Origin of the sequence: Parafrankia discariae, from assembly GCF_000373365.1 — a bacterium.
Lineage (GTDB): Bacteria > Actinomycetota > Actinomycetes > Frankiales > Frankiaceae > Parafrankia > Parafrankia discariae.
Genome location: NZ_KB891237.1, coordinates 1 through 25,344 on the forward strand (window position 1 = coordinate 1; position 25,344 = coordinate 25,344).

General features: G+C 74.3%; 25 protein-coding genes. 16 read left to right on the forward strand and 9 right to left on the reverse strand.

Annotation, left to right across the window (positions count from 1 at the left end):
• Nucleotides 1-116 precede the first annotated feature (116 nt).
• The 4 genes from B056_RS0123805 (at nucleotide 117) to B056_RS0123820 (ending at nucleotide 3,613) form a co-directional block, all read left to right on the forward strand.
• Nucleotides 117-563 carry an NUDIX domain-containing protein gene (locus B056_RS0123805; RefSeq protein ID WP_018504365.1) on the forward strand — a complete coding sequence of 149 codons (447 nt, stop codon included), beginning with the start codon at nucleotides 117-119 and terminating at the stop codon, nucleotides 561-563.
• Between the two features lie 45 nt (nucleotides 564-608).
• Nucleotides 609-1,304 carry a class I SAM-dependent methyltransferase gene (locus B056_RS37760; protein ID WP_195905946.1) on the forward strand — a complete coding sequence of 232 codons (696 nt, stop codon included), beginning with the start codon at nucleotides 609-611 and terminating at the stop codon, nucleotides 1,302-1,304.
• 73 nt (nucleotides 1,305-1,377) lie between these two features.
• Complete coding sequence (locus tag B056_RS0123815) at nucleotides 1,378-2,067, forward strand: AIM24 family protein (protein ID WP_026240069.1); 690 nt, start codon at nucleotides 1,378-1,380, stop codon at nucleotides 2,065-2,067.
• Nucleotides 2,045-3,613, forward strand: coding sequence for a CoA transferase (locus B056_RS0123820; RefSeq protein ID WP_018504368.1), 1,569 nt, complete (start codon nucleotides 2,045-2,047; stop codon nucleotides 3,611-3,613). The genes B056_RS0123815 and B056_RS0123820 overlap by 23 nt, the downstream gene beginning before the upstream one ends.
• Before the next feature lie 23 nt (nucleotides 3,614-3,636).
• Here the strand turns inward: B056_RS0123820 and B056_RS0123825 are convergent, their stop codons facing one another.
• The gene (locus B056_RS0123825) at nucleotides 3,637-5,070 is read right to left on the reverse strand and encodes a hypothetical protein (RefSeq protein ID WP_035752596.1); all 1,434 of its coding nucleotides are present in this window, start codon (nucleotides 5,068-5,070) and stop codon (nucleotides 3,637-3,639) included.
• 303 nt (nucleotides 5,071-5,373) lie between these two features.
• Between B056_RS0123825 and B056_RS0123830 the strand changes: the two genes are divergently transcribed.
• From B056_RS0123830 to B056_RS0123855, 6 genes are all read left to right on the forward strand, one after another.
• Complete coding sequence (locus B056_RS0123830; RefSeq protein ID WP_018504370.1) at nucleotides 5,374-5,808, forward strand: response regulator; 435 nt, start codon at nucleotides 5,374-5,376, stop codon at nucleotides 5,806-5,808.
• 352 nt (nucleotides 5,809-6,160) lie between these two features.
• A complete protein-coding gene (gene bfr, locus B056_RS0123835; protein WP_026240070.1) occupies nucleotides 6,161-6,634 on the forward strand; it encodes a bacterioferritin in 474 nt (157 codons plus the stop codon).
• A gap of 321 nt (nucleotides 6,635-6,955) precedes the next feature.
• Nucleotides 6,956-7,549 carry an alpha/beta fold hydrolase gene (locus B056_RS0123840; RefSeq protein ID WP_018504372.1) on the forward strand — a complete coding sequence of 198 codons (594 nt, stop codon included), beginning with the start codon at nucleotides 6,956-6,958 and terminating at the stop codon, nucleotides 7,547-7,549.
• A 128-nt stretch (nucleotides 7,550-7,677) separates the two neighbouring features.
• The gene (locus B056_RS0123845) at nucleotides 7,678-8,094 is read left to right on the forward strand and encodes an ArsR/SmtB family transcription factor (RefSeq protein ID WP_020572667.1); all 417 of its coding nucleotides are present in this window, start codon (nucleotides 7,678-7,680) and stop codon (nucleotides 8,092-8,094) included.
• Complete coding sequence (locus B056_RS0123850) at nucleotides 8,091-9,188, forward strand: cation diffusion facilitator family transporter (RefSeq protein ID WP_018504374.1); 1,098 nt, start codon at nucleotides 8,091-8,093, stop codon at nucleotides 9,186-9,188. The genes B056_RS0123845 and B056_RS0123850 overlap by 4 nt, the downstream gene beginning before the upstream one ends.
• Before the next feature lie 137 nt (nucleotides 9,189-9,325).
• Complete coding sequence (locus tag B056_RS0123855; RefSeq protein WP_018504375.1) at nucleotides 9,326-9,760, forward strand: CBS domain-containing protein; 435 nt, start codon at nucleotides 9,326-9,328, stop codon at nucleotides 9,758-9,760.
• Nucleotides 9,761-9,784: 24 nt separating this feature from the next.
• On the opposite strand, the gene B056_RS0123860 is transcribed toward B056_RS0123855, so the two are convergent.
• Entirely contained in the window at nucleotides 9,785-10,279 is a 495-nt protein-coding gene (locus tag B056_RS0123860) for a GNAT family N-acetyltransferase (RefSeq protein WP_018504376.1), read from the reverse strand.
• Between the two features lie 322 nt (nucleotides 10,280-10,601).
• Nucleotides 10,602-10,859 carry a hypothetical protein gene (locus tag B056_RS0123865; RefSeq protein ID WP_018504377.1) on the reverse strand — a complete coding sequence of 86 codons (258 nt, stop codon included), beginning with the start codon at nucleotides 10,857-10,859 and terminating at the stop codon, nucleotides 10,602-10,604.
• Nucleotides 10,860-11,272: 413 nt separating this feature from the next.
• Here B056_RS0123865 and B056_RS0123870 point away from each other — a divergent pair, with 413 nt between their 5' ends.
• Nucleotides 11,273-11,590, forward strand: a complete 318-nt coding sequence (locus B056_RS0123870) for a hypothetical protein (protein ID WP_018504378.1) — start codon at nucleotides 11,273-11,275, stop codon at nucleotides 11,588-11,590.
• A 107-nt stretch (nucleotides 11,591-11,697) separates the two neighbouring features.
• Here the strand turns inward: B056_RS0123870 and B056_RS43695 are convergent, their stop codons facing one another.
• On the reverse strand, nucleotides 11,698-11,862 hold the full coding sequence (locus B056_RS43695) for a hypothetical protein (protein WP_020572668.1): 165 nt from the start codon (nucleotides 11,860-11,862) through the stop codon (nucleotides 11,698-11,700).
• Nucleotides 11,863-12,388: 526 nt separating this feature from the next.
• On the opposite strand from B056_RS43695, the gene B056_RS37765 reads away from it, so the two are divergent.
• A complete protein-coding gene (locus B056_RS37765; RefSeq protein ID WP_018504381.1) occupies nucleotides 12,389-13,048 on the forward strand; it encodes a TetR/AcrR family transcriptional regulator in 660 nt (219 codons plus the stop codon).
• A 60-nt stretch (nucleotides 13,049-13,108) separates the two neighbouring features.
• The gene (locus tag B056_RS0123885) at nucleotides 13,109-15,334 is read left to right on the forward strand and encodes a HelD family protein (protein ID WP_018504382.1); all 2,226 of its coding nucleotides are present in this window, start codon (nucleotides 13,109-13,111) and stop codon (nucleotides 15,332-15,334) included.
• On the opposite strand, the gene B056_RS45805 is transcribed toward B056_RS0123885, so the two are convergent.
• On the reverse strand, nucleotides 15,303-17,249 hold the full coding sequence (locus B056_RS45805; protein ID WP_051105726.1) for a PASTA domain-containing protein: 1,947 nt from the start codon (nucleotides 17,247-17,249) through the stop codon (nucleotides 15,303-15,305). The genes B056_RS0123885 and B056_RS45805 overlap by 32 nt on opposite strands.
• A 297-nt stretch (nucleotides 17,250-17,546) precedes the next feature.
• Here B056_RS45805 and B056_RS0123895 point away from each other — a divergent pair, with 297 nt between their 5' ends.
• Entirely contained in the window at nucleotides 17,547-18,104 is a 558-nt protein-coding gene (locus tag B056_RS0123895; protein ID WP_018504383.1) for a hypothetical protein, read from the forward strand.
• A 49-nt stretch (nucleotides 18,105-18,153) separates the two neighbouring features.
• On the opposite strand, the gene B056_RS0123900 is transcribed toward B056_RS0123895, so the two are convergent.
• The 4 genes from B056_RS0123900 to B056_RS44690 all read right to left on the reverse strand — a co-directional run bounded on the left by B056_RS0123900 (nucleotide 18,154) and on the right by B056_RS44690 (nucleotide 21,934).
• The gene (locus B056_RS0123900; RefSeq protein ID WP_018504384.1) at nucleotides 18,154-18,789 is read right to left on the reverse strand and encodes a response regulator; all 636 of its coding nucleotides are present in this window, start codon (nucleotides 18,787-18,789) and stop codon (nucleotides 18,154-18,156) included.
• 136 nt (nucleotides 18,790-18,925) lie between these two features.
• Nucleotides 18,926-20,305 (reverse strand): DUF2889 domain-containing protein, encoded by a 1,380-nt coding sequence (locus B056_RS0123905; RefSeq protein ID WP_018504385.1) that lies wholly within the window; start codon nucleotides 20,303-20,305, stop codon nucleotides 18,926-18,928.
• A gap of 525 nt (nucleotides 20,306-20,830) precedes the next feature.
• Nucleotides 20,831-21,529, reverse strand: coding sequence for a hypothetical protein (locus B056_RS0123915; protein ID WP_018504387.1), 699 nt, complete (start codon nucleotides 21,527-21,529; stop codon nucleotides 20,831-20,833).
• Between the two features lie 246 nt (nucleotides 21,530-21,775).
• Nucleotides 21,776-21,934, reverse strand: a complete 159-nt coding sequence (locus tag B056_RS44690; protein WP_230203157.1) for a hypothetical protein — start codon at nucleotides 21,932-21,934, stop codon at nucleotides 21,776-21,778.
• Here B056_RS44690 and B056_RS0123920 point away from each other — a divergent pair.
• Together B056_RS0123920 and B056_RS0123925 are read left to right on the forward strand one after the other, a co-directional pair.
• The gene (locus B056_RS0123920; protein WP_018504388.1) at nucleotides 21,914-22,585 is read left to right on the forward strand and encodes an enoyl-CoA hydratase-related protein; all 672 of its coding nucleotides are present in this window, start codon (nucleotides 21,914-21,916) and stop codon (nucleotides 22,583-22,585) included. The genes B056_RS44690 and B056_RS0123920 overlap by 21 nt on opposite strands.
• Nucleotides 22,586-22,708: 123 nt before the next feature.
• Nucleotides 22,709-25,114, forward strand: a complete 2,406-nt coding sequence (locus B056_RS0123925; RefSeq protein ID WP_018504389.1) for an FdhF/YdeP family oxidoreductase — start codon at nucleotides 22,709-22,711, stop codon at nucleotides 25,112-25,114.
• Nucleotides 25,115-25,344 lie beyond the last annotated feature (230 nt).

Here is a 25,344-nt window from a genome sequence, read left to right on the forward strand (position 1 = left end):
CGCCGCCCGTCGCATCGCCTGACCCGCCCCCGCCCCCCGCCACCCGCCAGCCGCCTGACCTGCCAGCCGCCCGGCCCGCCAGCCCGCCCCCGCACTGACCCCTGTTTGGAGCGCTCATGGCCCCGCCCGCCCCTGTCGAGATCAGCGCCCGGGTGCTCTTCGTCGCCCAGGACCGCGTGCTGCTGGCGAACCGCCGCGGGCAGCCCTGGTTCTACCTGCCGGGCGGCAACGTGGACCCGGGTGAGACGGTCGAGGCGGCCCTGCGCCGGGAGACCCAGGAGCAGGCCGGCCTCGACGTGGCCGACCTGGAGTTCATCGGCTGCGCCGAGAACGTCTACGTCGAGGGTGGCGTCCGCCACCAGGAGATCAACGTCCTGTTCGCCGCCCATCTGCCCTGGGGGTCGCAGATCGGCAGCCGTGAGTTCGACGTCGACATCACCTCGGTCTCGATCGGCAACCTGGTCGGCCTCGACCTGCGTCCGGCGAGCCTGCGGGACGTCATTCACGGCTGGCTGGCCGACCGGGAACCGAGCTGGTACGGAGCCGCGCCGGCCGGGAGGTGACGCCGCGCTGTCCGGGGGGACGCCGCCGTCCGATAATGTCGCCGGGTGGTCGCTGGTAATGGTGTCAGCCGTTGGGCGTCCCTGACCGGCGCGCGCTCCGGCGGCGCGTCGGACGGTGCCGTGGGGGACCGCTACGCCGAGCGGTTCGCGCGCCTCGCCACCGGCGGGTTGGACGTGCACGGTGAGGCCGGCTTCTGCGCCGGGCTCGTCCCCGCCGGCGCGCGGATCCTGGACGCCGGCTGCGGCACCGGGCGGGTCGCCATCCGGCTCGCTGAACTGGGCTTTTCGTGCACCGGTGTCGACGCCGACCCGTCGATGCTCGCCCGGGCGAAAGCGGTGTCCGGCGAGGTGACCTGGATCCTCGGTGATCTCGCGGACCTGCCCGCCGTGCTCGCCGACCGGGGCCTCGCCGACCAGGGCACCCCGGCGCCGGCGGGCCGGGCTGGCCCGTTCGACCTGGTCGTGGCGGCGGGCAATGTGATCCCACTGCTGGCGGAGGGCACGGAGGCACGGGTGCTGCGGGCCCTCGCGGGCGCCCTGCGTCCGGGTGGCCTGCTCGTCGCCGGGTTCGGCCTGGACGGCGCGCACCTGCCGCTGCCCGAGGCGCCCTTCGGCCTCACCGAGTACGACCGCTGGTGCGCGGACGCCGGTCTCACCCTCGAACGCCGCTTCGCGACCTGGGACGGCGCGCCCGACCGCCCCGAGGACGGCTACGCGGTGAGCGTGCACCGCCGGGACTGACCCGGCCCCGCGGGCGGTTCGACCCGCCCCGGCCGCACGATCGATGGTGACGGCGATCGCCGTCCGGCGTTCAATGGTGCCTGTGAATCAACCACTTGGGCAGCATGCGGCGGGAAACTCCGGCGGTCCGCCGTTCGCGCTCGAGGAGGGCGACCGGATGCTCCGGGTCCGCCTCGACGGCGGCGAGATGTACGCGAAGCAGGGGTCCATGGTGGCCTACCGGGGAAAGGTCGACTTCGCCTACAAGGGGCAGGGCGTCGGCGGCTACCTCCGGCGCGCGGTCACCGGCGAGGGGCAGGACCTGATGCGGATCAAGGGCCGCGGCACCGTCTGGTTCGCGGAGTCCGGCAGCCACATCTCGATCTTCCATCTGGACAACGACCGGCTCACGGTCAACGGCCGCAGCCTGCTCGCCCTCGAGTCGGGTGTCCGCTACAAGATCACTACGACGTCCGGCGGGATCGGCGCGATGATCGCGGGCGGCGTGTTCAACACCGAGGTCTCCGGAACGGGCGGCGTCGGCGTGCTCTGCCTGGGCAGCCCGCTCGTCCTCCCGACGGACGAACCGGTGTGCGTCGACCGCGACGCGGCGGTCGCCTGGACGGCGGGCGTCCGCACCCGGGTCGTCTCCAGTTTCAAGGTCGGCAACCTGATCGGGCGCACCTCCGGTGAACTCGCCCAGATCGAGTACAGCGGGCGTGGTGGCTTCGTGGTGGTCCAGTGTGGTGAGATCCCGGCTCGTGGCGCGGAACCGAGCAGCTGACCTCGGCTCCGCCGACGCCGACGCCGAGATCGACGCCGAGGTCCAGGTTGACATCGAGGTCGAGCTGGCAGCCGAGCTGCGAGAGGCACTGCTCGCGGCGGGCCTGCCGCTCGAAACCCCGCCGCCCGAAGCCCGGTCACTCGAAGCCCGACCGCTCGAAACCCCGTCCTTCGAGACCTCTCCCGCGCTCGACTGGGCCGGATCCGGGCTCATGTGGCTCACCGGTCGGCCCACGGCGAGCCCGGTCGTACCGGACGCCCCGGTGCTGGGGCGGGCCCGGGCGGCCGCCGCGCTGCTGCGCGCCGCGTCCGCCGCGCTGGGGGCGGCGGTCGAGGTCGATGTCCCCGAGCTGCTGGCGGGTCGGGCCGCCCTGCTCGGCCTGCGCCGCGGCGGGACGATCTCCGCCAACGGCAGCTGCCGGCTGCTGCGGGCCGCCGACGGCTGGGTCGCGGTGAACCTCGCCCGGCAGGACGACGTGGAGCTGCTCCCGGCGTTGTTCGGCATGGACCCCGCCGAGGCCGCCGCGCCTGCCGAAGCCACCGCGCCCGCCGATGGTCGCGGCGACCCTCTGGAGACGACCTGGGCGGGGCTGGCCGTCCTGCTGCCCGCGCACGACCGCGTCGACCTGGTCGATCGCGCCTGGCTGCTGGGGCTGCCCGTGGCGTCGCTCCCGGCCGCCGGGTCAGCCGGGTCCACAGAGTCCGCCGGGCCGCGGCTACCAGTCCGGATCGCGGTGCGGGGCGCCGCGCCGAGCCGGGCGGAGCAGGGCCCCGGGCCGGCGCCGGGCGGGCCGGAGAACGGTCGTCCCCTCGTCGTCGACCTGTCGTCGTTGTGGGCTGGTCCGCTGGCGGCCCACCTGCTGGGGCGGATGGGTCTGCGGGTCGTGAAGGTCGAGAGCGTGCACCGCCCGGACGGGGCACGGCTCGGGGACCCGGACTTCTACCGGTGGCTGCACGCGGGCCACGACGAGGAACGCTTCGACTTCACCGACCCGCGGGGGCGGGCGGCGCTGCACCGGCTCGTCGAACAGGCCGACGTCGTGATCGAGGGCTCCCGGCCACGCGCTCTCGCGCAGCTCGGCCTGGACGCCGAGCGGTGGGTGCGAGCCCGTCCCGGCCGGGTCTGGCTCGGCATCACCGGATACGGGCGGGCGGCCGGCGCCGGCGGGCACGGGCCCGGCCCGGTCGCCTTCGGTGACGACGCCGCCGTGGCCGGCGGACTCGTCGGCTGGGACCGGACGGTCTCCGGTGGCGCGGTCCCGGTGTTCTGTGGCGACGCGATCGCCGACCCGCTGACCGGCCTCTACGGCGCGCTGGCGGTCGCGCTGTGCCGGGCGGCCGGCCGGGGGGCGCTGTTGGACGTCGCCATGCGCGACGTCGCCGCCTTCGCCGCCGCCCCGCTGGGCCGGGGCCGGAGTGAGCGAGGTGGCCGTCAGGGGGAGTGGCTCTGGTCGGTCACCGGCTCCGACGAGCTCGGCTGGACGGTGCGCCAGGCCGGCGTCCAGGGCCGGGTGCTCGCGCCGCGCCGCCCCCGCCTGCCCGGCTGAGCGCACGGCGCCCCGCCCCGGGGTCAGCCCTGGGCGGACTCCGGGGCGTCCGTGGGCTCGTGGTCGCCCGCCGCGTCGCCCTCCCCGTTCCCGGTGACGATCTCGGTCGGCGGATCAACCCTGTCCTCGGCCTCGCCGGTGTCGGTGTCGCTGTCGGTGCCGCTGCCGCTGCTGCTGCCGCTGTCGGTGTCGGCAGCGGCGTGGGCGTCGGCGTAGGTCTCGGCGGCGGCGACGCGGGCCCGGGCGCGGGGACCCACGTCCACGACCGCCTCGTCGCCGGCCTCGGTGACGGCGTCGTCCCCGCCCGTTCCGACCAGTCCGCCCGCCGTGCCCCACAGCTCCGCCCCACCGCCGTGCCGGCCCGGCCGGTGTCCGGGCAGCGCCCTGCTCCGGGCCGCGGCGGCGGCGCGGTAGGCCGCGTACCGGAAGGGGGTGCGCTGGAACGGGCGTGGCCGGACGGCCGCCCGGGGACCGCCCGCCCGCCAGGGAAGACCGAGGGCGAGGCCCCGGGCCGCCGCCCCGTGCCGCGGGCCCGCCCCCCGGGCCCGCGAGACCCAGACCAGGGCCCCGATCCCGGCCAGCCACAGACTCCACAGCAGGCGGGCGAGCGCGGCCAGGCGGGGAGCGGGGAGCAGGCCGGCGGCCGAGGCGGCGGCCGCGAACAGCAGCCCGGCGCAGGCGAGGCCGCTCCCGATGAGCACGGGCCGCGCCCAGCGCAGGACCTCCAGCCGCAGCCAGTCCGCCGCCGCGGCGACGGACCGGCGACCGCGTTCGACCAGCCCGGATCCGACCAGTCCGCGCCCGAGCAGATCGCGCACGCCGGGCCGGCGGTCAAGCGGGCCGCGTCCGCCGGGCCGGCCGGCGAGCGAGCCGTGCCCGCCGAGGGGGCTGTGTCCGGGGCGGGCGGGGGCGAGCGGCCACCAGTCGTCGAAGACGGAGGCGACGAAACGGGAGGCGACCAGGACGGTCCAGGCGGACAGCAGCAGCGGGCCGATCGTCTCGCCGCACAGCACACCCAGGGTGACCCGCAACGCGTCGAACGTGATCACACTGGGGGAGATCGGTCCGGGGCCCGCCGGATTGCGGGTGAGCAGTGGCACCCCGATGAGCCAGAAGCACCATTCGAAGATCATGGCGGTCGCGGTGGCGAGGCCCGTGAGCAGCAGCACCCAGGCGGTCCGGTTCGGGTGCGCGGCCGGCCGGGCCGGGCCCGGCATGGCCCCGAGGCGGACGATCCGCGTCGTCAGCGGGACGATCAGCACCGCGGACACCGCCGTGAGCAGGGCGAACAGAGTGAGGGTCCCGGTCCGCGAGCCCACCGCGGCCAGGGTCGCCCCGGCCGGGTCGTTCAGCATGCCCGGGTAACCGAAGGCCCGGACCAGGCCGGTCACGCCCAGGGCGTTGGTCAGCGCGCAGCCCATGAACAGCGCCGCGTCCGCGTCCACGACACGTCGCATTGGTGGCACTCCATGCTGTCTCGATGACGTCCCGGCGGGACCGTCCCCGCCTCAGCGTCGCATGGCGGCTACGTGCCGTCGTTGGGACTGGTCCTGGTAGCCGGTTAGTCGTGGCGCACTCGCGGGCAGGAGCACCTGGGTGGACGCCCCGCGTCCCGCCCCACCGTCGACCGGCCTATCGTTGGCCGCGCCGACGGCCGTGTCCGGTGGCCGCCCGACCGCCGGCCGCCGGCCGGTGTGACGCCACGGCGTCCGGTCGGTACTTCCATCTCAGTCCAGACTCCGCACCAAGAAAGGTCGTTCGTGACCGCTGCCGCCGCTGTCCGCGCGTTCAACATCCTGCTGGTGGAGGACGACGCCGGCGACACGCTGATGGTCGAGGAGGCGCTGACCGACCGCGGTGTCAACCACGAGCTCCATGTGGCCGCCGACGGGGTGGAGGCCATGGCCTACCTGCGGGACACCGCGAACCCCCGGCCCGACCTCATCCTGCTGGACCTCAACATGCCGCGGATGGACGGCCGGGAGGTTCTCAGCGCGCTGAAGGCCGACCCGCGGCTGCTGTCCATCCCGGTGGTTGTGCTGACAACCTCGGAGGCACCGGGCGACGTGCTGTACAGCTACACGCTGCACGCGAACGCCTACGTCTCGAAACCCGTGGACTTCGAGGCGTTCATCGAGGTGATTCACCGTATCGACGACTTCTATCTCGGCCTGGTGCGGCTGCCTCGCCGGTGAAGCGTCAGTGACGCCGGTGAAGCATCAGCGAAGCCTTCCCTAACTGAGGACAGGCTAGCCTAAATAGGCGTCGATGTGAGGTTCGCTGCGCCCTTGCCGGTATGCGCGCCGGGCTCCACTGTGATTTCCTGTTTCTTGGGCGAATTCGCGGCGCGCCGGCCCAATCCGGCGGCGGCAAGAGTATCCGGCGACGGTACGGGTACCTTGCGTCGCGATGCCGCCCGGACGGACCGGCGCGGACGTGCCGGAACGGTGCCGGAGGTCCCGGTGGCGGCGGCCGTTCGTCCGGAGGGGGGCCGCGCCCCCGCGGCCCGCGGGCGCGGCAGAGGACAACTGAGGAGAGATGGCGACGGTGCGTGGCGACAAGGACATCATCGACCTGTTGAACAAGGTCCTGACGAACGAGCTGACAGCCATCAACCAGTACTTCCTGCATTCGCGGATGCAGCGGAACTGGGGATATCGCCGGCTGGCGGACTACTTCTACCACGAGTCCATTGACGAGATGCGACACGCCGATGCGCTGATTGAGCGCGTTCTCTATCTGGACGGCCTACCCAACCTGCAGCGGCTGCACACCCTGCGGATCGGCGAGACCGTGCCGGAGCAGCTGGAGACCGACGTCGCGCAGGAGGACGAGGCGGTCGCGTTGCTGCGCGACGGGATCGCGCTGTGTCGGTCGAAGAAGGACGTGGGCTCGGCCGTGCTGCTGGAGAAGATCCTCGTCTCCGAGGAGGAGCACATCGACTGGCTGGACGCCCAGCTCGCGCTGATCGCCCAGCTCGGCGCGACGAACTACCTCACCCAGCAGATCCACGAGAGCTAGTCCGGGGTCGGCGACGGCTTGCTGGCGCCGGTCGCGCCGATCCCGGGGCGCCGCGCCCCGGGATCGGCGAAGCGCCGGCCGTGCGCGGTGCGGGCCCGACGGTGCGGGCCCAGGGCGTCGTCCGGCCGTGTCGCTCGGCGGACACCCCGGCCTCCGCCGCGACCCGCGCGCGGGAGATAGTCTGCCGGGGTTCCTGGCCCTGCCGTGATCATGTGGGCCCGGGGGTCGCGGCGCCGGCGACGCCGGCGGCACGAGCCTCGCGTATCCCCGCCGCGGGCCGTGACGGCGCAACGGAGCGCCAGACAAGGAGACCACGGCGCGATGACGCCCTCGACAACGATCAGCCCCCGGTTCGCGGATCATGACGCCGGCCTGGACGACGATCTCTTCGCCGAGCCGGTCCGGGTGGCCGTCGCGATGCTCATGGGGCGGGGCGAGAGCCGCGAGCCCTACGAGTGGCTCGCCCGGCGGCTGGCGCTTGACGGTTACGCGGCCTCGGTGGTTCCGGCCGGCGGGAACGTGGCGCACGCCGTCGGCGAGGTACGCCGCCCCGGCCTCCCGTTCGTCCTGCTCGGCTCGGATTCGGGCGCGCTGGCTGCGCTGGCGATGGCCGGCTCACCCGCCGTGCGCCCCGACGGGCTCGCCCTGCTCGGGCTGCCGCTGCTGCACGTGCCGGTCGCCGGCATACCGGTCGCCGACCCGCCGCCGCGGGTGCTGCCCGACCTCCCCATCCTGCTCATCCACGGCCGGGACGACCCGATCAGCCCGTTGCAGCTGGTGCGGATGACGACCCGGACGGCCGCCCGGACCGAGCTGACCGTGGTCCCCGGCGGGCACGCTGTGCTCGCCGGGCCGGGCCGACGCAGTGTCCCGGCCCGGGTGCTGCTCTTCCTCGAGGACCTGCTCGCCGGCTGAGGCGCGCGGCCGCCCCGGTGCCCGGCGCCCACCTGGGCGGCCGCGTCGACCAGCCGGGCCCGGTCGCACCCAGCCGCGTCGACTGTTCAGGCTCGACTGACGTCAGCGGTCGCTGTACTGTTCAGTACATGGTGAAGCTTGTGGCGCATGGCGAGGTTCTGGCCAGGTTCGGGCACGCGCTGTCCGATCCCACCAGGGCGCGCCTGCTGCTCGTGCTGCGCAAGGGCCCGTCCTACCCGACGGAGCTCGCCGAGATTCTCTCGGTGAGCCGGACGAATCTCTCCAACCACCTCGCCTGCCTGCGGGGCTGTGGGCTGGTGGTGGCCGTCTCCGAGGGGCGGCGGCTGCGCTACGAGCTCGCCGACGACGCCCTCGCGCACGCGTTGGACGACCTGCTCAGCGTCGTGCTCGCGGTCGATCCCGACCACGCGCACGAGGCGACGGGCGACGACCCCGTCGCCGCCGAGGCGGAGCGGCCGGCCCGGTTCGTACCCACCGGTGCGAGCGTCGCCGCGCGCGACCTCACCGACCTGGTGGACCGGTGAACACCCTCGAGGGCCGCCACGACGGGCCCGGGCACGAGAACAGCCACAACCACGGCCACGGCAAGGGGCTCGTCCCGCCGCAGACCCTGCCCGGCCACGGTCACGACTCCGGGCACACCCACGGCGGGCCCGGCGCGGTGGCCGGGCCCGGCGGGTCGGCACCGCGTGGCTTCGACTCCCAGAGCCGCAGGCTCGCGTTCGCGACCGGTCTGAACGTCGCGATCGTCGTCGGCCAGGCCACGGCGGGGCTGCTCGTCGGGTCGGTCGCCCTGCTCGCCGACGCCGTGCACAACCTCGCGGACGCGGTGGGTGTCGCGTTCGCGCTGATGGCGATCCGGCTCGCGCGGCAGGCGCCGTCCGCCACCCGGACCTTCGGCGGCCTGCGCTGGCCGGTGCTCGCCGCCCAGGCGAACGCGGCGAGCGTGCTGGTCGTGACCACCCTGGTCTGTGTCGAGGCCGCCGGGCGGCTCGCCCATCCCGAGCCGGTCGACGGTCTGGCCGTCCTGATTGTGGCGATCGCCGCGTCCGTCGGAAACGGGGTCAGCGCGCTGTTCGTCCACGAACGGCACGGTGATATCAACACCAGGGCGGCGGTCACCCATCTGGCCGGCGACGCGCTGGTGTCGGTCGCGGTGGCCGGCGCCGGGCTCGTCATCTGGCTCACCGGCGGCTGGTACTGGCTCGACCCGGCGCTTTCCCTGGTCGTCGCGGCGCTGATCGGGGTCCAGGGCGTGCGCCTGCTCGCCGAGTCGTCCCGGGTGCTGCTCGAGGCGACCCCCGCCGGGCTCGACCTGGCGGTGGTGCAGGCGGACGTCCTCGCCGTGGAGGGCGTGACCGGGGTGCACGACGTGCACGTGTGGGGCCTGTCCGATCGGGTCGCCGCGGCGAGCGCCCATGTCGAGGTGGCCGGGCATCCCACCCTGGAGGAGGCGCGGGCGGTCTCCGACCGGGTCAAGGCGGTGCTGGCGGAGAAGCACGGGGTCGTCCACGCCACGGTCGAGACGGAGTGCGAGCCGTGTTCGCCCGCCGGCGGCGACCCGTGCGACGTGCGCCGGGTGACCGTGCACCAGCTGTCCCCGGCACACCGCCACTGATCCGCGGTGCGCTGCCGCCCTTGTCGACTGATCGTGTGCGATCGGTCGCGGTGGGTATGTCATGTCGAGTCGGATCGCGGCTTCCCCGGAAGCCGCGGGACGGCTCCCAGCAGGCATGACGACGAAGGAGAGCAGCCATGACGACCGCTCGGGACATCATGCACGGCGACGCGAAGTGCGTTGGCGCGGACGAGTCGCTGGTCAGCGCCGCCCGCATGATGCGTGACCTCGGTGTCGGCGCGCTGCCGATCTGCGGCGCCGACGACCGCCTCGGCGGCATCATCACCGACCGCGACATCGTGATCAACTGTGTGGCGGAGGGCAGGGACCCGGCGTCGACCCGCGCCGGTGATCTCGGGAAGGGCAAGCCGCTGTTCGTCCGGGCGGACGCCGACCTCGACACCGTCCTGAACGAGATGATGACGCACCGGGTGATGCGGATGCCGGTCATCGACGACAAGCGGCTGGTCGGGATGATCAGTGAGGCCGATCTCGCCAGAAACCTCTCCGGTGACAAGCTCGGCGCTCTCGTCGAGGCGATCAAGAGCGGCCCGGCGGACCGACCCAGCTGATCCGTCCGTTCTTCCCGCCCGGCGTCAGCCCGCGGCGGGCGCCGCCCGGCGCCTGCCCCGGCGGCGCCGGCCCGGCGCGCCCGGCCGGCCAGGCCGCCCCGCCCACCGCGTCCGGCGGCCGGGCAGGCACGTCAGGCGCAGCACGTCACCCTCCACCACGCACGGGCCCTGCGCGAAGCTCGCCCGGAACAGCGCCAGCGCGGCGCTGTTCTCGGCGAGCACGTTCGCGTGCAGCTCGCGCACTCCGGCCGCGACGGCGTGGCGGTCGAGTTCGGCGAGCAGCCGGCGGGCCACCCCACGGCGGTGGGCGGTGTCGACGACCGCGACCGACACCTCGGCCTCGGCCGGTCCGGTGCGGATCAGCCGCGCGATTCCCAGCGGATGGCACTCCACCGCGACCAACGCGATGTGGTCGTGGTGATCGACGTCCGCGAGGGCGCGGCGGTGCGCCGCCGGCAGAGTGCCCAGCGGTGCGTGAAAGCGCAGGTAACGGCTTCTCGGTGAGAGTCCGGCGAACACCTCGTCGACAATGTCCTGCTCGCCGGGGCGCAGCAGGCGGATTCGCGGTCCCGGCGGTGGGCAGGCGCGCGACCGGCTCCGGCGCGCGGGCCGGCGCCGTGCCGGATGCCGGTCGTCGGGCTGCCGGTGTTCGGGTTCTCCGCACTCGGGCTGCCCGTTTTCGGGCCGCCGGTGTTCGGATTGCGTGATTGGTCCGGTCACCCGTCCAGTTCACCCGCGGAAAAGGGCTGCTCCGGGGTTTCTGTCAGCCATCCGACCGCTTGGCCGCCGTCGCCTGGCCGACCCGGCACCCGGGCGTACCGCCTCCCACCCCGGTCGCCGATCAGTTGGGGTGCGCTCCGACGGCGTCGCGGATCTCGCGGCCCATCCCGCCCGTCTGCCGCGCGCAGTGCGCACAACAGAAGAAACGCCCGGAGACCTCCACCCCATGCCCGATCACGCGGCAGTCGCAGTGCTCACAGCGCGGGGCGAGCTTCTGCACCGCGCACTCGAACGAGTCGAAGGTATACGTCTCACCGCTGACGACCTGGATCTCGAAGGACATCCAGTATTCGTTTCCGCAGGTGTCGCAGGCACGCATGACGCCTCCTTGCGTCGGGATGCCTCGACGCTACTTTCGGCGTGCTCCTGATCGCATCTTCTCGCCCTCGGCGGTCCCGGGATAATCTGCGCGATCGAGGCACTCAGCCGCGTCCGGGCCGGCGGTCCGGGTGACTCGGGCAGCGACCGCGCGGTGCCGGGCCGGGTGGCCGCCCGCTTTAGCGGGAAACGGTGAAATGACGGCCGGCGGCCGATATAAATCGGTCGGTCTGGTACTGAACCCCGGGGTCGGTTTATGCGCGCCGGCGGGCTGTTTCCGTCGTGGTGGCCCCGGGCTGGCCGCATACATTCGGATTCCGGTGTTGGTTTGACGCCGCCTGAAGTCGCTGGGGTAGCGTTCGCCCCGCACCTCGGTGCGCGCCAGTAAATGACCGCTGAGAAAGGGATCAGAAAATGAGCCAGCAGGAGCAGCAGCAGCAGCGCCAGCAGGTGGAGCAGCAGCTCCGTCAGAACTGGCGGCAGCTCCGTTACCGCCTCCTTGACCAGTTCGGTCAGGTCAGCGCGGCGGACCTCGACTCCGCGACCGACATCCATGACCTCGTCGCCCGGATCGCGGACAAGACGCACCACAGCGAGCGTTACGTCGAGAACCGCCTGCGTGAGCTGGCCGGTGTCGGCGGCGGCCAGGGTCAGGCCGGCGAGCGCTTCGGTGGCGGCCAGCAGGGCAACCAGAGCAACCAGGGCAACCAGGGCCAGTCGTTCGGCTCCTAGTAACACCCTCCTGCTGACCGGCCAGGCCGGAATGACGGCGCACCGTAGTTGAACAGTGTGTTCATAGGTGCGCCGCCCAGCTTTCCGACGCTACTCGGCGCGCGTTTTCAGCACGTCGCGCCGAGTAGCGATCGGAGCTCCAGCAGGTCATCCATCAACCTGATCGTCTCCGTATTACGTGGAAGCCGGCGCAGCTCCTCCAGCATCGCGTCTGTTTCCTCAACGGTGGGGATATCGTCGATCGACGCTGCTATCTTAACGATATCGACCACGGGAGCACCACCTGTCTGCATACTGCAGAATTGCACATGGCGATTCAACAGAAATTAAATCCAGGCTTCCTTCGTGTTAACTTCAGGCCTGGACCGGATGCGATAAGTGACGATCTGTCCCCGGTGCGGCGATCTCCGCCCTGGGCGGGCGCGATCGGCGCTGTCGCGTCATCCCGTCCCCCTTTGTCCCGTCGCCGGTCCGCCGGCAGCGTGAACGCCTGTCGCCGGAGCCGCCGGAGCGGTGCAGCGGGCCGCCGGGGAACTGAACGTGATGCCTGGTGGTCCGCGTGCCTGTCCCTTCTTCCTTCCCTTCCGGGGGGCTCCTGACGCCTGGTAGCGGACACTGGTGTGGTTCGCCCCCCCCCGGGGCCGTGACGGTCCGGCGCCGGCGCGCCTTACTGTGCATGTCGTGGAGTACGAGATCGCACCCGAGCGAACCGCCGGACGTCCGGCGGCCCGGCGGCCCGGCCGCGCCCCCGAGGCCCTCCGACGGTTCGGTGGGGAGCGGGGCGTGTAGGCGGCGGTGATGACCGAGCCACTCGGCCTGCGGGACCGCAAGAAGCAGCGCACCCGGGACGCGCTGTCCGCCGCCGCCGTCTCGCTGTTCCTGGAGCGGGGCTTCGAGCGGGTCTCCGTCGCCGAGGTGGCCGCGGCGGCCGAGGTGTCGAAGCCGACGCTGTTCAGCTACTTCCCGGCCAAGGAGGACCTGGTCCTGCACCGGGTGCTCGACCACCGTGGGGAGGCCGCCCGGGTGGTGCGGGCCCGGTCGGCCGACCGGTCGCCGCTCGGCGCGCTGGAGGCTCATTTCCTCGCGGGCCTGCGACGACACGAACCGGTCACCGGGCTGTGCGACCTGCCCGAGGTGCTCGCCTACCACCGTCTGGTCTTCTCGACTCCGAGCCTGCTGGGCCGGATGGCCCAGTTCACCGCCGCCGACGAGGACGCCCTGGCGACCGCGCTCGCCGAGGCGGCCGGCTCGCCCGCCGTCCAGGTGGACGCCCGGCTCGCCGCGGCGGCGGTTCTCACCGTCCACCGGGTGCTGGCCCGGGAGAACTGGCGCCGCCTCGACGCCGGCGCGGCCGCGGCGGACGTCCTGCCCGCGGCCGAGGCGGTGGCCCGCCGGGCGTTCGGCGCGCTCGCCGGCCTCGCGGACCTCCCGGGTCGGGTGGTGCCCGGAGCCGGGTGAGCCGTCCCCAATCTGCTTTACTCGGTCAAGTTATTGACTTCGTAAAGTAGAGGGGTCCTCATGGGTGACGGCGCGGCCGAGGGACGCGACGGGGATCCCCGGTCGGTGGATCCGCTGACAGCGGATCCACCGACCGGGGATCCGTGGTCGGCGGAGCTCGCCGCCGAGCGCCGTCACCTGGACCGCGCCCGCGCGGCGCTGGCCCGGATGCGGCACGAGGCCGAGGCGACGGAGATCCCCGAAGGGGACCCCGTCGCGGACAAGGTGACGAACGCCTTCCTGCGGGCGGCGCGGCGGCGGCGGCTCGAGGCGCTGAGCGACCCCGCGAACGGGGCACCGCTGTTCTTCGGGCGGATCGACTACGCCGCGGACGCTGCCGCCGCGCCGGGGCGGCACGTCCATCTGGGACGGCGCCACGTGCGGGAGGCCGCCGGCGATGATCCGTTGATCGTCGACTGGCGTACCGACATCGCCCGTCCCTACTACCGCGCCCACCGGGGCGACGCGATGGGGCTCCAGGCGCGGCGCCGGTTCGGGTTCGACGGCGCCGAGCTCACCGCGTTCGAGGAGGAGCCACTCGCCGGGCCGCCGCCGGGCGCCGCTCGGGCCGGCGGGCCGACCGGCCGCGACCTGCTCACCCGTGAGATCGCCCGGCCCCGGTCGGGGCCCATGCGGGACATCGTCGCGACGATCCAGCCGGAGCAGGACGAGATCGTCCGGGCCGATCTCGAGGTGAGCGTCTGCGTCCAAGGCGCGCCGGGCACGGGCAAGACCGCGGTCGGCCTGCACCGGGCCGCCTACCTGCTGTTCGCCCACCGGGAGCGGCTCAGCCGTTCCGGGGTGCTCGTCGTGGGGCCGAACCGGGCCTTCCTCCGCTACATCGGCGCGGTCCTGCCCGCGCTCGGCGAGTTCACCGTCACCCACCGCAGTCTCAACGCCCTCGTGGACCTCGCGCCGGTGCGCGGAACCGACCCGGAGCCGGTCGCCGAGCTCAAGGGCGACGCCCGGCTGGCCGTGGTGATCCGGCGGGCGCTCGGCGCCACCTGGCCCGACGGGTCCCCATCCGCGGTCTCGATCACGAGCCCGCTCGGCCGCTGGACGGTGAGCGGGGCCGAGATCGCCGACCTGGCCGCCGGCATCCGGTCGGCCGGCCATCGCCACCGCGTGGCCCGGGACCTGCTCGGCCGACGGATCGCCGCCGCGGTGGTCCGCCGGGCCGAGGAGCGGGGGCACCTGCCGGCGGACTCCGCGGTGGAGCGCCTCGCCCGCACCCGGTCCGTCCGGGCAGCGGTCGACACCGTGTGGCCGCGCACCGACGCGGTCGGGCTGATCCACCGGCTGTTCACCGACCCCGAGCTGCTCGCCCGCGCCGCCGACGGCGTGCTCTCCGGGCCGGAACAGCGCCTGCTGCTGGCCGACCGGCCCACGTCGCGACGAACCGCCCGCTGGTCGCGGGCCGACCTGTTCTGTCTGGACGAGGCGCTGGACCTGATCGACGGTGTGCCGGCGTTCGGGCACGTCATCGTCGACGAGGCCCAGGACCTCTCGGCCATGCAGTGCCGGGCCGTCGGGCGCCGGTGCGCGACCGGGTCGCTCACCGTCCTGGGGGATCTGGCCCAGGGCACCACCGCCTGGGCCGCGCGCTCCTGGGAGCAGGCGCTCGGCCACTTCGGCAAGCCCGCCGCGCGGCTGGAGGTGCTGACCCGGGGCCATCGGGTACCGGCCGAGATCCTCTCGTTCGCCGACCGCCTGCTTCCGAGCATCGCGCCGGACCTGCCGCCCGCGTCGTCGACCCGCGCCGTCCCGGGTGCGCTGCGGGTGATCGCCGCCCCGCCGGACGACCTGGTCGGCGAGGCGGCCCGCCAGGTCCGCGCCGAGGCGGGCCGCGGCGGCTCGGTGGCGGTGATCGCCCCGGACGAGACCGTCGGCACGCTGACGGCGGCGCTGCGCGCGGCGGGCCAGCCCGCCACCGCCCTCGCCGACGACGCTGAGCTGACCGACGACGCCGCGCCCGCCGACACGCCTGCGCCGGACGGGCAGACGTCCCGGCCGGTGACGGTCGTGCCCGCCTCTCTCGCGAAGGGGCTCGAGTTCGACCACGTGGTCCTCGTCGACCCGGCGTCGGTCGCCCGCTCCGGGCCGGGCCCGGTCCAGGGACTGCGCCGGCTCTACGTGGTGCTGACCCGGGCGGTGACCTCCCTGGCGGTGATCCACGCGGGCGACCTCCCGACCGCCCTCGCGGACCCGGCGCCGGTCAGGGGCCCGGGGGCACCGGAGTCCCGGTGACCGGCGAGTCGCCGTCCGGCCGAGGCCGGCTCACGGTGATCGTGACGGTCGCCCCCCGGGTGACGAGGCCCGCCCGGGGCGTCTGGGCGATCACGACTCCCGGCGGCTGCGCGCCCGTGCCCCGTTCCTCGACGACGTCGAAGCCGCGGTCCCGCAGCGTCACGGTGGCCGCGGCGGCGCTCTGACCGACCACGTCGGGAACCGCCACCTGCCGGCTCACGATGGTGACCGTCACCGTCGTGTCGTAGGCGACCTGGGTTCCGCCCGGCGGGTCGGTCCGTTCCACCAGTCCCGGCCCGATCCTGGACGGCCCGTCGTTCTCCTGGAGGATCATCCGCAGGCCGGCGGAGTAGATCCCGGCGCGGGCGTCCACCTCCGAGCGCCCGACGAGGTCGGGGACGGTGGTGTGCGGCGCCCCGTCGGACACGGTGAGCTCGATCGCCGTGTTCCGGGGCACCTCGCTGCCCGCCGCGGGAAGTATCCCGATGACGGAGCCCACGGGCCGGTCGTCGAGCCGCGTGGTGCGGGTGATGTCCGTCAGCCCGGCGGCGCGGAGCGCCTCCTCCGCCTCGGCGATCGGCCGGCCGACGACGTCCGGGACCTCGACGGGCCCACCGGGCTCGCCGGGCTGGGTGACCTCCTCGGCGCCCTTGCCCGCCCCGGGTCCGGTGGTCGTCGCCGTGTCCGGGTCTGCGGGCCCGCCGCCCGGCGTCTCGCCGTCCGGTGGCGGCGTCTGGTCGCTCGGCGCCGCGGTTGTGCTGATACGGGCGTCGGGGTCGTCGCGGCCGGCCAGCGGCTGGAGGAGCAGCCACCCACCGGCCAGGACGACGACCCCGACCAGCGCGGCGACGAGCAGGCGTCCAAAGCGGCGGCGACCCGGCCGCGGCCGCCCGGCCGCGATGGGAGAGCCGCCGGCCACACCGGCCGGGTGGGCGGCCACACCGCCCGGGCTGGAGCGCGGGACCGGGTCGTGCGTGGGCGACCCACCCGGGGGTGGCGCCCCATGGTCCGTCGCGGGGAGGGCGAGGGCCGCTGACGCCGGTGCCGGGACCTCGACGCCGAGGGTGACCAACTGTCGTAGCAGGTCCTGAGCGGTGGGGCGGTCCGCGGGCCGCCGGCTCATCGCCCGCCGGACGACGGCGCCCAGCGCCGGGTCCAGCCCGTCGAGATCCGGGTCGCCGTGGACGATCCGGAAGATCTGCGCGTCGGGCGGTCCGAGTCCGAACGGCAGCCGCCCGGTTCCGGCGAAGGCGACCAGGCCGGCCCAGGCCCACACGTCGGCCGCGCCGGACACCGGCTGCGCCTGTGCCTGTTCGGGGGCCATGAACGCCGGCGTTCCGACGATCGAGTCCCGCGTGACGTGCGTGAGGTCCGCGGCGTGAGCTATGCCGAAGTCGATGACGCGCGGGCCCAGGGACGACAGCAGGACGTTCGCCGGCTTGAGATCGCGGTGGACCAGGCCGGCGCCGTGGATGGCGGTCAGCGCCGCGGCCACGCTGACGGCCACCCGTTCCAGGTCGGCGGCACCGAGCGGGCCACCGGCGGCGACCGCGGCGGCCAGCGTGGGGCCGTCCACGAACTCGGTGACGATGAAGGGCGGCCCGTCGGGCGGGTCGACGGCGTCCAGCAGCTCGGCGGTGCAGAACCGGGCCACCCGGCGGGCGAGCTCGGCCTCCCGGCGGAAGCGCGCGTGGAACGTGGGCACGCCGGCGACCTCCGCCCGGATCATCTTGATCGCGACAGGCCGGCCGTCGGGGGCGGTGCCCAGGAAGACGGTGCCCATCCCACCCTCGCCGAGCCGCCCGAGAACGCGGTAGCGCCCCAGCTCGGAGGGATCATCGGGCTGGAGAGGGGCGGCGGCGGGCCGGCTGCCGGGCGCGGTGGCTGGATCCTCGGCGCTGCGGCACGCGTCCATGAGCCCTCCGGCGGTTGGCCGGCGCGCCGGGCCGCGCGCCGTTCCGTCAGTCATGATGCGCAGCGATCAGTTCTGGTTGCGTGCTGAGGCCCGCGCTGTCGGCAACAGGACAAGCCCGGCCGCGACCCGGGCCGTCGCGCCCGGGGCGACGTCACGCGGTCCGATGGTGGTGGCGATGGGCCGATCGGGCGAGACGTCCGAAGCCAGGTGCGGACGTCCGCGGGCACCTGCTCGGGAATGTTTCGAAAACCGCTCCAGGGCCGGGTCCGGCACCTCCTGCCCGCCTACCGTCGGAGTATGAGCGAGCGGGTGGAGGCGCTGCGCGCGCTGGAGCGGCTCGGCGTTCTGGACGGCATCTGCTGGGCCTGGGCGAGCGCGCGCCGGCAGACCGTGCACACTTTCGACCCGCGGGCGGGACACGACCAGAGCTGGGCCGGGCGCACCGCGCTCCGGTTGTTCCGTGACCGCCTCGACCGGGTCTTCCACTGCCTCGACCTGCCCGGGGACCCGCTGGCGGCGGGCCTGGCCCCGCGGGACGTCCAGTCGATGCCCCGGGTGCCCCCGGGCGTGGTCGTCCGCGACGACCTGAACGGCTCGCCGGCGTGGCGGGCGGGAGACCGGCGGATCCTGGTGCGGCCGTCGGGCGGCGGCGATCTCGACCGCATCCCCTGGCCGCGCGAGAGCGGGAGCGACCACCGGGCGGGTGCGCGGCCACCGGGCGGGGCGGAGGTGACGCTCGTCGTGGCCTACTCCATCGACGCCGTGACCGGGGCCTCCGCCCTCTACCTGGGGCAGCCGCGCGGCGACGGCACCTCGCCCGCCTGGCACTGGCGGGAGGCACTTACGCGCGGCTGACGGCGGGCCGCCCGCCGGCCCCGGGGGTCGCCGGCCGGCCGGCCGGCGGTCAGTTCTTGAGCCGGGCCGCGAACACGGCTGCCTGGGTGCGGCTGGTGAGGCCGAGCTTGCCGAGGATCGCCGACACGTAGTTCTTCACCGTCTTCTCCGACAGGTGGACGCAGCCCGCGATCTGGCGGTTCGTCATGCCCTCGGCGATCAGCCGGAGGATCTGGCGTTCCCGGCTGCCCAGCGCGGCGAGCTGCTCGTCCTCGGCAGGCTCGTCGCGCAGCCGGGCCAGCACCTTCTGGGTGACGGCGGGATCGAGCAGCGAGCGCCCCGCGGCGATCGTGCGGATCGCCCCGACCAGGTCGTTGCCCCGGATCTGCTTCAGCAGATACCCCGAGGCCCCCGCCATGATCGCGGCGAAGAGCGCGTCGTCGTCGTCGTAGGAGGTCAGGATGAGGCAGCCGACGGCGGGCTGCGCCGAACGGATCTCCCGACACACCTCGATCCCGCTGCCGTCCGGCAGCCGGGCGTCGAGCACCGCGACGTCCGGACGGGCGGCCGGGATGCGCCGCAGCGCGGAGGCCGCGGTCGACGCCTCGCCGACGACCTCGATGTCCCCGGAGTCCTCCAGCATCTCCCGGATGCCCCGGCGGACGATCTCGTGATCGTCCAGCAGGAAGACACGAACACCACTCATGATCGTCAAGGTACCCGCGGGGGGACGCGCTGCGGCCCCTCGGGCGGGAGGTCGGCCGCTACGGACTCCGGGAACAGGACTTTTGTCCCGGATGCCCGGCGCGGAAGGCCTGATGACGGCGCCCCGTCGGCCATCCTCAGCGGGCGGTGGCCGAGCGGAGCCGCTCGATCAGGTCGGGGAGATCGCCCAGGGCGCGCAGGGTGTCGTTGAGGTGCGTGCACGTGGTCGTCCCGGTGAAGGTGCGGGAGACGGTGCGGCGCAGGTCCGCGGCGCCGAGCCCCACGACACGCTCGGCGCTGGCCAGCGCCTGCGGGCACTCGGGGCCTGGCAGGACCCCGGCCCGACCCACCGAGCGCACGACGCGGGCCGCCTGGTCGACCGCGGCGTCGATCCCGTACTCGTGCACGACGACCTCGGCGCCGGCCGGCTCCTGGTAGGTGTCGCGCATCAGCGCGTCGACCTGGAAGGCCGCGGCCCCGTCCGCGGGTCCGGCCTGGGCGGCCCCGTCCCGGGTGGATCCGGTGGCGGTGGGTACGTCGCCGATCGGGACGAGATCGATTCGGCGCAGGCGGCGCATGGCGTGGGGGCCCAGCGGGGGCAGCGGATGCCACCCGAGCGGGTCCTCGTCGAGCGCGAGGTCGCCGGCCCGGACGCTGGTCGTGCGCACCCTGGCCCGCGAGTCGGCGCTGCGCTCGGCGGACAGCCTCGCGAGCAGGCCGTCGCGCTGCCAGCCGGCGCAGACCTCCAGCATCGGGTTGCCGCCGGCCTCCGCGCCGGCGTGCGTCGACGGCTTCTCGCGGAAGATGCCGTTGCGCCCGAGCGCGGAGCCCGACACCAGGGTCGCCACGGGCACGTCGTCGAGGAGCTGTTCGAGCAGCGAGCGCCGGGTGGAGGACACCCCGGCGGCACCGGCACCGGCACCGGCACCGTCGCCGGCGGCAGTGCCGTCGGCCGGGTTGGCGCCGGCCGCGTCGGCGGCGGCGAGGATCTGCCGGGCGGCGCCGCGGAAGCCGGCCCGCGCCGAGGCGCCGACCAGGCTCGCGAAGCCGGGTACGGCCGGTTCGGACTCGATCTCGAGGACGGGGCCGGGCGCGGCCATGTAGTCGAGGACGACGCGCAGCCGTGCCTCGCCGAGGACCCGCGTCTCGCCCGTGGCGGTGGTCAGCAGGTCACGGCCGACCCCGGTGAGGTGCAGCGGGCCGGTGAGGCCGTCCGGGCGCTCCATCATGATCGAGGTCGTCCGCCGGACGGAGCCGGGGCGGCGCGGCGGGGTGCCCTGCGCCGAGCCGGTGGTCCCGGGCCACTGGCCGTCGACCGGGTCGATGCCGGGGAGCGGCTCACCGGCGCGCGGGCCGCCGACGCCGGGGCCACCGGTGCCGGGGCGACGCGCGGCCTCCTCGCCGGACCGGGGCCGGCCGGTGTGCGGGCCGCGGGGACCGGTCCGGCCGGGGGGCTGGCGGGGCACCTGGGTCGGGGATGCCTGGACGGCGACGGGGGCCGTCTGACCGTGCGCCATGCGCGTACTCCGATCACTGCTGTCGTGTGCGCACCCGCTCCTCGGTGCGCGCGCCCGCGGCTCCCGCTGGCCGTGGCCAGCTGACCGTGGCCGTCGGCCTCGGCCCGGTGATCGCGACGCGGCCAGCGGCCTCGGCGCGGTGACCCGGGTTCCCGCGGGTTACTCGGCTTCCCACGATAAGGCGGGCCACCGGCAAATCACCTCCCTCGTGGGTGATGGCCTTTTCACATAGCCCGTCCGAATGTGTGACCTGCGCCGCTCGGATGTCGGCCGGTCGCACCGTGGCCGGAGTGTCGCCCGGGGATTCCCGGGTCAGCTGTGTTCGAGATAACAGCGACTCAGTGTTCGTCGATAGCGATTTCAATTCTTATTGATCGCGGTTGAATTCGGAGAAACCGGGCGGCGGGCGGGTGCCCGCCGCCGCCGCCCGGCGACCGCGGAACGGTGCCCACGGACGCGTGAGGCCCGCCGGGCACGCGGGTGCGTGCCCGGCGGGCGGTGCCGGAGAACCGGGGGGAACCCGGGTCAGGAGGCGGCTTGCGGGATCTGGAAGACGTCGGTGGGGGCGGTGGCCGTGACCGGCTGCCCGAACTCGGTGAACGTGGCGTCGGTCGTGCCGCTGTCCAGACCGGTGCCGGTCTGGCGCAGGGGCAGGGGCGGGCCGACGTTCGCGACGTACAGGGTGTGGGATTTCGTCGTCACCTTCACCGCGGGCTGGTTCTGCTCGGTGACCCGCTCGACGGTCGGCTTCTCGCCGGCCTTGATGTCGTCGGCGATGTCGTCGATCTCGTCCGCCACGCCGTCGAGGGTCAGGTCGTCCTCGCTGGGGATCGGGCCGGTCCTGACCCACTGCTCGGGCCGGGCGCCCGGGTACGCCGCCACGAGACCCTCGCCGCGCAGGTAAGCCACGCCGGCGAAACGGAGCACCTCGATCCGCATGCCGTTGGTGTTCATCGACCCGGTGACGGTGCCGTGGGAGTCCAGCCGCAGGTCGACCGACGCCGGCTTGCCGTCGTCGACCCCGTCGCCGGCGAAGTGCACGCTGTCGACCGCGCGCAGCGCCGTGGCCGCCGCCGAGACGATCTCCGTGGCCGGTTTGCTCTCGATCCCGTTGAGCGGACCGCCCGCGCCCGCGCCCGCGCCCGCGCCGGACGACGCGGCCTCGCCGGCGTCGGCGCCGTCCGAGCCGCCCCCGCAGGCGCCCAGCGTCAGGGCGAGTCCCATCGCCGTTCCGACCGCCGCCAGTCGGGGCAGTCGGGTCCATCGGGTCTGAGCGTGTCTCATTGTCGTCCCTTTCTGAGCGGGCCACGGATGGCCGACCGGTGTCGTCTGTCGCCAGTCCCTGCGGCCGCCGGTTCCCGCTCGGCTGTTCTGTCGGATGCCCCCCACCCGCCAACGTGACTTCGCTGACTTTCGGGACGATACGGACATTCCTGTGGACGCGCCGCCCTTAGGCGCAGCGCGTCGGAGTCATACTCGCGACACGACGATCCGCCGGTGGGCCGAGGTGACGCGGGTGCCGGGAACCGCCGCGGCCGGGTGAACTCCGACCCGCCCCCCGACAGCCCAGCCGTACCAGCCGAACACGTCCGCCCAGAGGGAGCCGCCGTGCCCACGCTCGACCGCCACGACGACGTCCTCGTCCTCGACATCGGGGACGGGGAGAACCGTTTTCACCCGGACTGGATCGCCTCCGTCGACGCGGCACTGGACGAGGTGGAGAAAACGACGGGGCCGCGGGCCCTGGTGACCGTCGCGACCGGGAAGTACTTCTCCACCGGACTGGACCTGGACTGGCTGCTCGCGCACGCCGACCGGCAGCAGGAATACGCGATAAGCGTCCACGAACTGCTGGCCCGGGTGCTCGCCCTGCCGGTCGTCACCGTCGCCGCGCTGCAGGGGCACACGTTCGCCGCAGGTGCGATGTTCTCCCTGGCGCACGACTTCCGGGTGATGCGGGCCGACCGCGGCTACTGGTGCCTGCCCGAGGCCGACATCGACATCCCCTTCACCCCGGCGATGTCCGCGCTGATCCAGGCCCGGCTGAGCCCGCAGGCCGCGCACGAGGCGATGACCACGGCCCGCCGCTACGGCGGCCTCGACGCCCGCGCCGCCGGCATCGTCGACCAGGCGGTGGCGGCGGAGGAGGTCCGCGGCACCGGCCTGGAGCTCGCGCGTGCCCAGGTCCGTCGGGCGGGGAGCACCCTGGGAACCATCAAGGCGCGGATGTACGCCCCCGTCCTGGCCGCGCTGCGCGACCGGGAGCGGCCGCTCGGCTGACCCGGCGGACGTCCCGTGACCCGGCACGTCCCGCCGGCGCGTACCGCTCGCGCGCGCCGCGCGTAGCGTCGGGTGGACGGACGGCCGCGGCGCCAGCGAGCCCCCGACGACGGACGGACCGCGATGGACCCCGAGCTCAGGATCAGCGAACCGAGGACGGACGAACCGGGGACGGGCGAGCCGAGGACGGACGAACCGGGTGACGGTCGGCTGGCGATCGGCGAGCCGGCGACGTCCGCCGCCGGTGTTCCCGGGGTGGCCCACGCGCTGGCGCGCTGCCGGGAGCTGATGGGCGTGCGCCGTTCGGTCCAGACCCTGCGCCTGCTCAACCAGGACGACGGCTACGACTGCCCCGGCTGCGCCTGGCCCGACCCACGGCCGGACGACCGCTCCCGCGCCGAGTTCTGCGAGAACGGCGCGAAGGCCGTCGCGCAGGAGGCCACCCGGGCCCGGGTGACAGCGGAGTTCTTCGCCGCGCACAGCCTGACCGACCTCGCCGCCCGCTCCGGGCACTGGCTCGGCGAGCGGGGCCGGCTCGTCAGCCCGGTGTACAAGGCCGCCGGCAGCGACCACTACGTCCCGATCGGCTGGGACGAGGCGTTCCGGATCGTCGCCGACGAGCTGACCGGTCTGGACGGCCCGGACGAGGCCGCCTTCTACACCTCGGGCCGTACGAGCAACGAGGCCGCTTTCCTTTACCAGTTCTTCGCCCGCGCGTTCGGCACGAACAATCTGCCGGACTGCTCGAACATGTGCCACGAGTCGTCGGGTGCCGCGCTGACCGAGACGATCGGGGTCGGTAAGGGCTCCGTCACCCTGGAGGATCTGGAGACGGCGGACCTCGTGCTCGTCGTCGGGCAGAATCCGGGCACGAACCATCCGCGGATGCTGACCTCGCTGGAACGGCTGAAGCGGGCCGGTGGCAGCGTCGTCGCGGTCAACCCACTGCCCGAGGCGGCGCTGATGCGGTTCCGCAACCCGCAGCGGGTCTCCGGGGTCCTCGGCCGGGGCACCGCGCTCGCCGACCAGTTCCTGCAGATCCGTCTCGGCGGGGACCTGGCCCTGTTCCAGGCGCTGTCCGCCCGGCTGCTCGCCGCCGAGCGGGCCCACCCCGGCACCGTCCTCGACCAGGCCTTCATCGCCGCGCACACGACCGGGTTCGCGGAGTTCGCCGCGCATGCCCGCACCCACCTGACCCCCGACGACGTCACCGCCGCGACCGGCCTGCGCCCGGCCGAGATCGACGAGCTCGCCGGGCGGGTCCTCGCCGCCGACAAGGTGATCGTCTGCTGGGCGATGGGGCTCACCCAGCACCCGGACGCCGTCGCCACGATCCGGGAGGTGGTGAACTTCCTGCTGCTGCGGGGCAACATCGGCCGTCCCGGCGCGGGGGTCTGCCCGGTGCGTGGGCACTCCAACGTCCAGGGCGACCGGACGATGGGTATCTGGGAGCGGATGCCCGACGCGTTCCTGGACGCCCTCGGCACCGAGTTCGGCTTCGCGCCGCCCCGCCACCATGGCCTGGACGTCGTCGACACCATCCGGGCGATGCGCGACGGCCGGGTGAAGGTGTTCGTCGCCATGGGCGGCAACTTCGTCGCCGCGACGCCCGACTCGGCCGTCACCGAGGACGCGATCCGCCGGTGCCGGCTCACCGTGCAGGTCTCCACCGCGCTCAACCGCTCGCACGCCGTCACCGGCGAGCGGGCCCTCATCCTGCCCACGCTCGGCCGCACCGAGCTGGACGTCCAGGCCGGCGGCCCGCAGCGGGTCAGCGTCGAGGACTCGATGGGCTCCGTGCACGCCTCCCGCGGCCGGCTGGCCCCGGCCGGGCCCGAGCTGCGCTCCGAGGTCGCGATCATCTGCGGCCTGGCCGCGGCGACCCTCGGCCGCACCGCCACGGCCACCGGGCCGACGGAAACGGCCGCCTCCGCCACGGCCGCCACCACGCCCGCGGTGGACTGGGCGGCGCTGGCCGGGGACTACCGACGGGTCCGCGCGCACATCGCGAACGTGGTCCCCGGGTTCGCCGACTACGAGGCCCGCCTCGACGAGCCCGGCGGCTTCCTGCTGCCGCACCCGCCCCGCGACAGCCGGACCTTCCCGACGCCGAGCGGGCGGGCCGCGTTCACCGTGAACACCTGCGAGCTCCGGCCGACACCCCCCGGCCACCTGCTCCTGCAGACGATCCGCTCCCATGATCAGTACAACACCACCGTCTACGGCCTGGACGACCGTTACCGCGGGGTCCGCCACGGCCGCCGGGTCGTCCTCGTCAGCCCGGACGACCTGGCCGAGCTCGGCATCGCCGACGGGACCCGGGTCGACCTGGTCGGAGTCTGGACCGACGGTGTTCAGCGCCGCGCCCCCGACTTCCGGGTGGTCTCCTACCCCACCGCCCGCGGCTGCGCCGCCGCCTACTTCCCGGAGACCAACGTCCTGGTGCCGCTCGACAGCACCGCGAAGCGCAGCAACACCCCGACGTCGAAGTCCATCCTGATCCGGCTGGACGTCAGCCCGGCACCATGAGACGGCCCGGCACCATGAGACGGCCGCCGGCCCGACAACCTGCGGCGTCCGGCGTGGATCCCACCGAGGTGGCGGCGGCGGGAGCCGGCGGCACGCCCCGGGCCTGCGGCGATACCGCCACCGCCACCCAGCCCGGCGCGGACGCGGCCGATGACGCCGACCGTCGGCGAGGATGGGGAAACCGGTCGACGGGTTCGTCCCCGGGGGTCGACGCGGGTCGCGTCGACCTG

Bases quoted from the DNA above. Each gene is read 5' to 3' on its own strand.
- B056_RS0123825 (WP_035752596.1), bottom strand. From the start codon at position 5,070: ATGCGACGTGTCGTGGACGCGGACGCGGCGCTGTTCATGGGCTGCGCG.
- B056_RS0123805 (WP_018504365.1), top strand. From the start codon at position 117: ATGGCCCCGCCCGCCCCTGTCGAGATCAGCGCCCGGGTGCTCTTCGTC.
- B056_RS0123855 (WP_018504375.1), top strand. From the start codon at position 9,326: ATGACGACCGCTCGGGACATCATGCACGGCGACGCGAAGTGCGTTGGC.
- B056_RS0123815 (WP_026240069.1), top strand. From the start codon at position 1,378: ATGGTGCCTGTGAATCAACCACTTGGGCAGCATGCGGCGGGAAACTCC.
- B056_RS0123905 (WP_018504385.1), bottom strand. From the start codon at position 20,305: ATGGCGCACGGTCAGACGGCCCCCGTCGCCGTCCAGGCATCCCCGACC.
- B056_RS0123925 (WP_018504389.1), top strand. From the start codon at position 22,709: ATGGACCCCGAGCTCAGGATCAGCGAACCGAGGACGGACGAACCGGGG.
- B056_RS45805 (WP_051105726.1), bottom strand. From the start codon at position 17,249: ATGGACGCGTGCCGCAGCGCCGAGGATCCAGCCACCGCGCCCGGCAGC.
- B056_RS0123845 (WP_020572667.1), top strand. From the start codon at position 7,678: ATGGTGAAGCTTGTGGCGCATGGCGAGGTTCTGGCCAGGTTCGGGCAC.
- B056_RS0123870 (WP_018504378.1), top strand. From the start codon at position 11,273: ATGAGCCAGCAGGAGCAGCAGCAGCAGCGCCAGCAGGTGGAGCAGCAG.
- B056_RS0123840 (WP_018504372.1), top strand. From the start codon at position 6,956: ATGACGCCCTCGACAACGATCAGCCCCCGGTTCGCGGATCATGACGCC.
- B056_RS0123885 (WP_018504382.1), top strand. From the start codon at position 13,109: ATGGGTGACGGCGCGGCCGAGGGACGCGACGGGGATCCCCGGTCGGTG.
- B056_RS0123915 (WP_018504387.1), bottom strand. From the start codon at position 21,529: ATGGGACTCGCCCTGACGCTGGGCGCCTGCGGGGGCGGCTCGGACGGC.
- B056_RS0123895 (WP_018504383.1), top strand. From the start codon at position 17,547: ATGAGCGAGCGGGTGGAGGCGCTGCGCGCGCTGGAGCGGCTCGGCGTT.
- B056_RS0123865 (WP_018504377.1), bottom strand. From the start codon at position 10,859: ATGCGTGCCTGCGACACCTGCGGAAACGAATACTGGATGTCCTTCGAG.
- B056_RS37765 (WP_018504381.1), top strand. From the start codon at position 12,389: ATGACCGAGCCACTCGGCCTGCGGGACCGCAAGAAGCAGCGCACCCGG.
- B056_RS0123900 (WP_018504384.1), bottom strand. From the start codon at position 18,789: ATGAGTGGTGTTCGTGTCTTCCTGCTGGACGATCACGAGATCGTCCGC.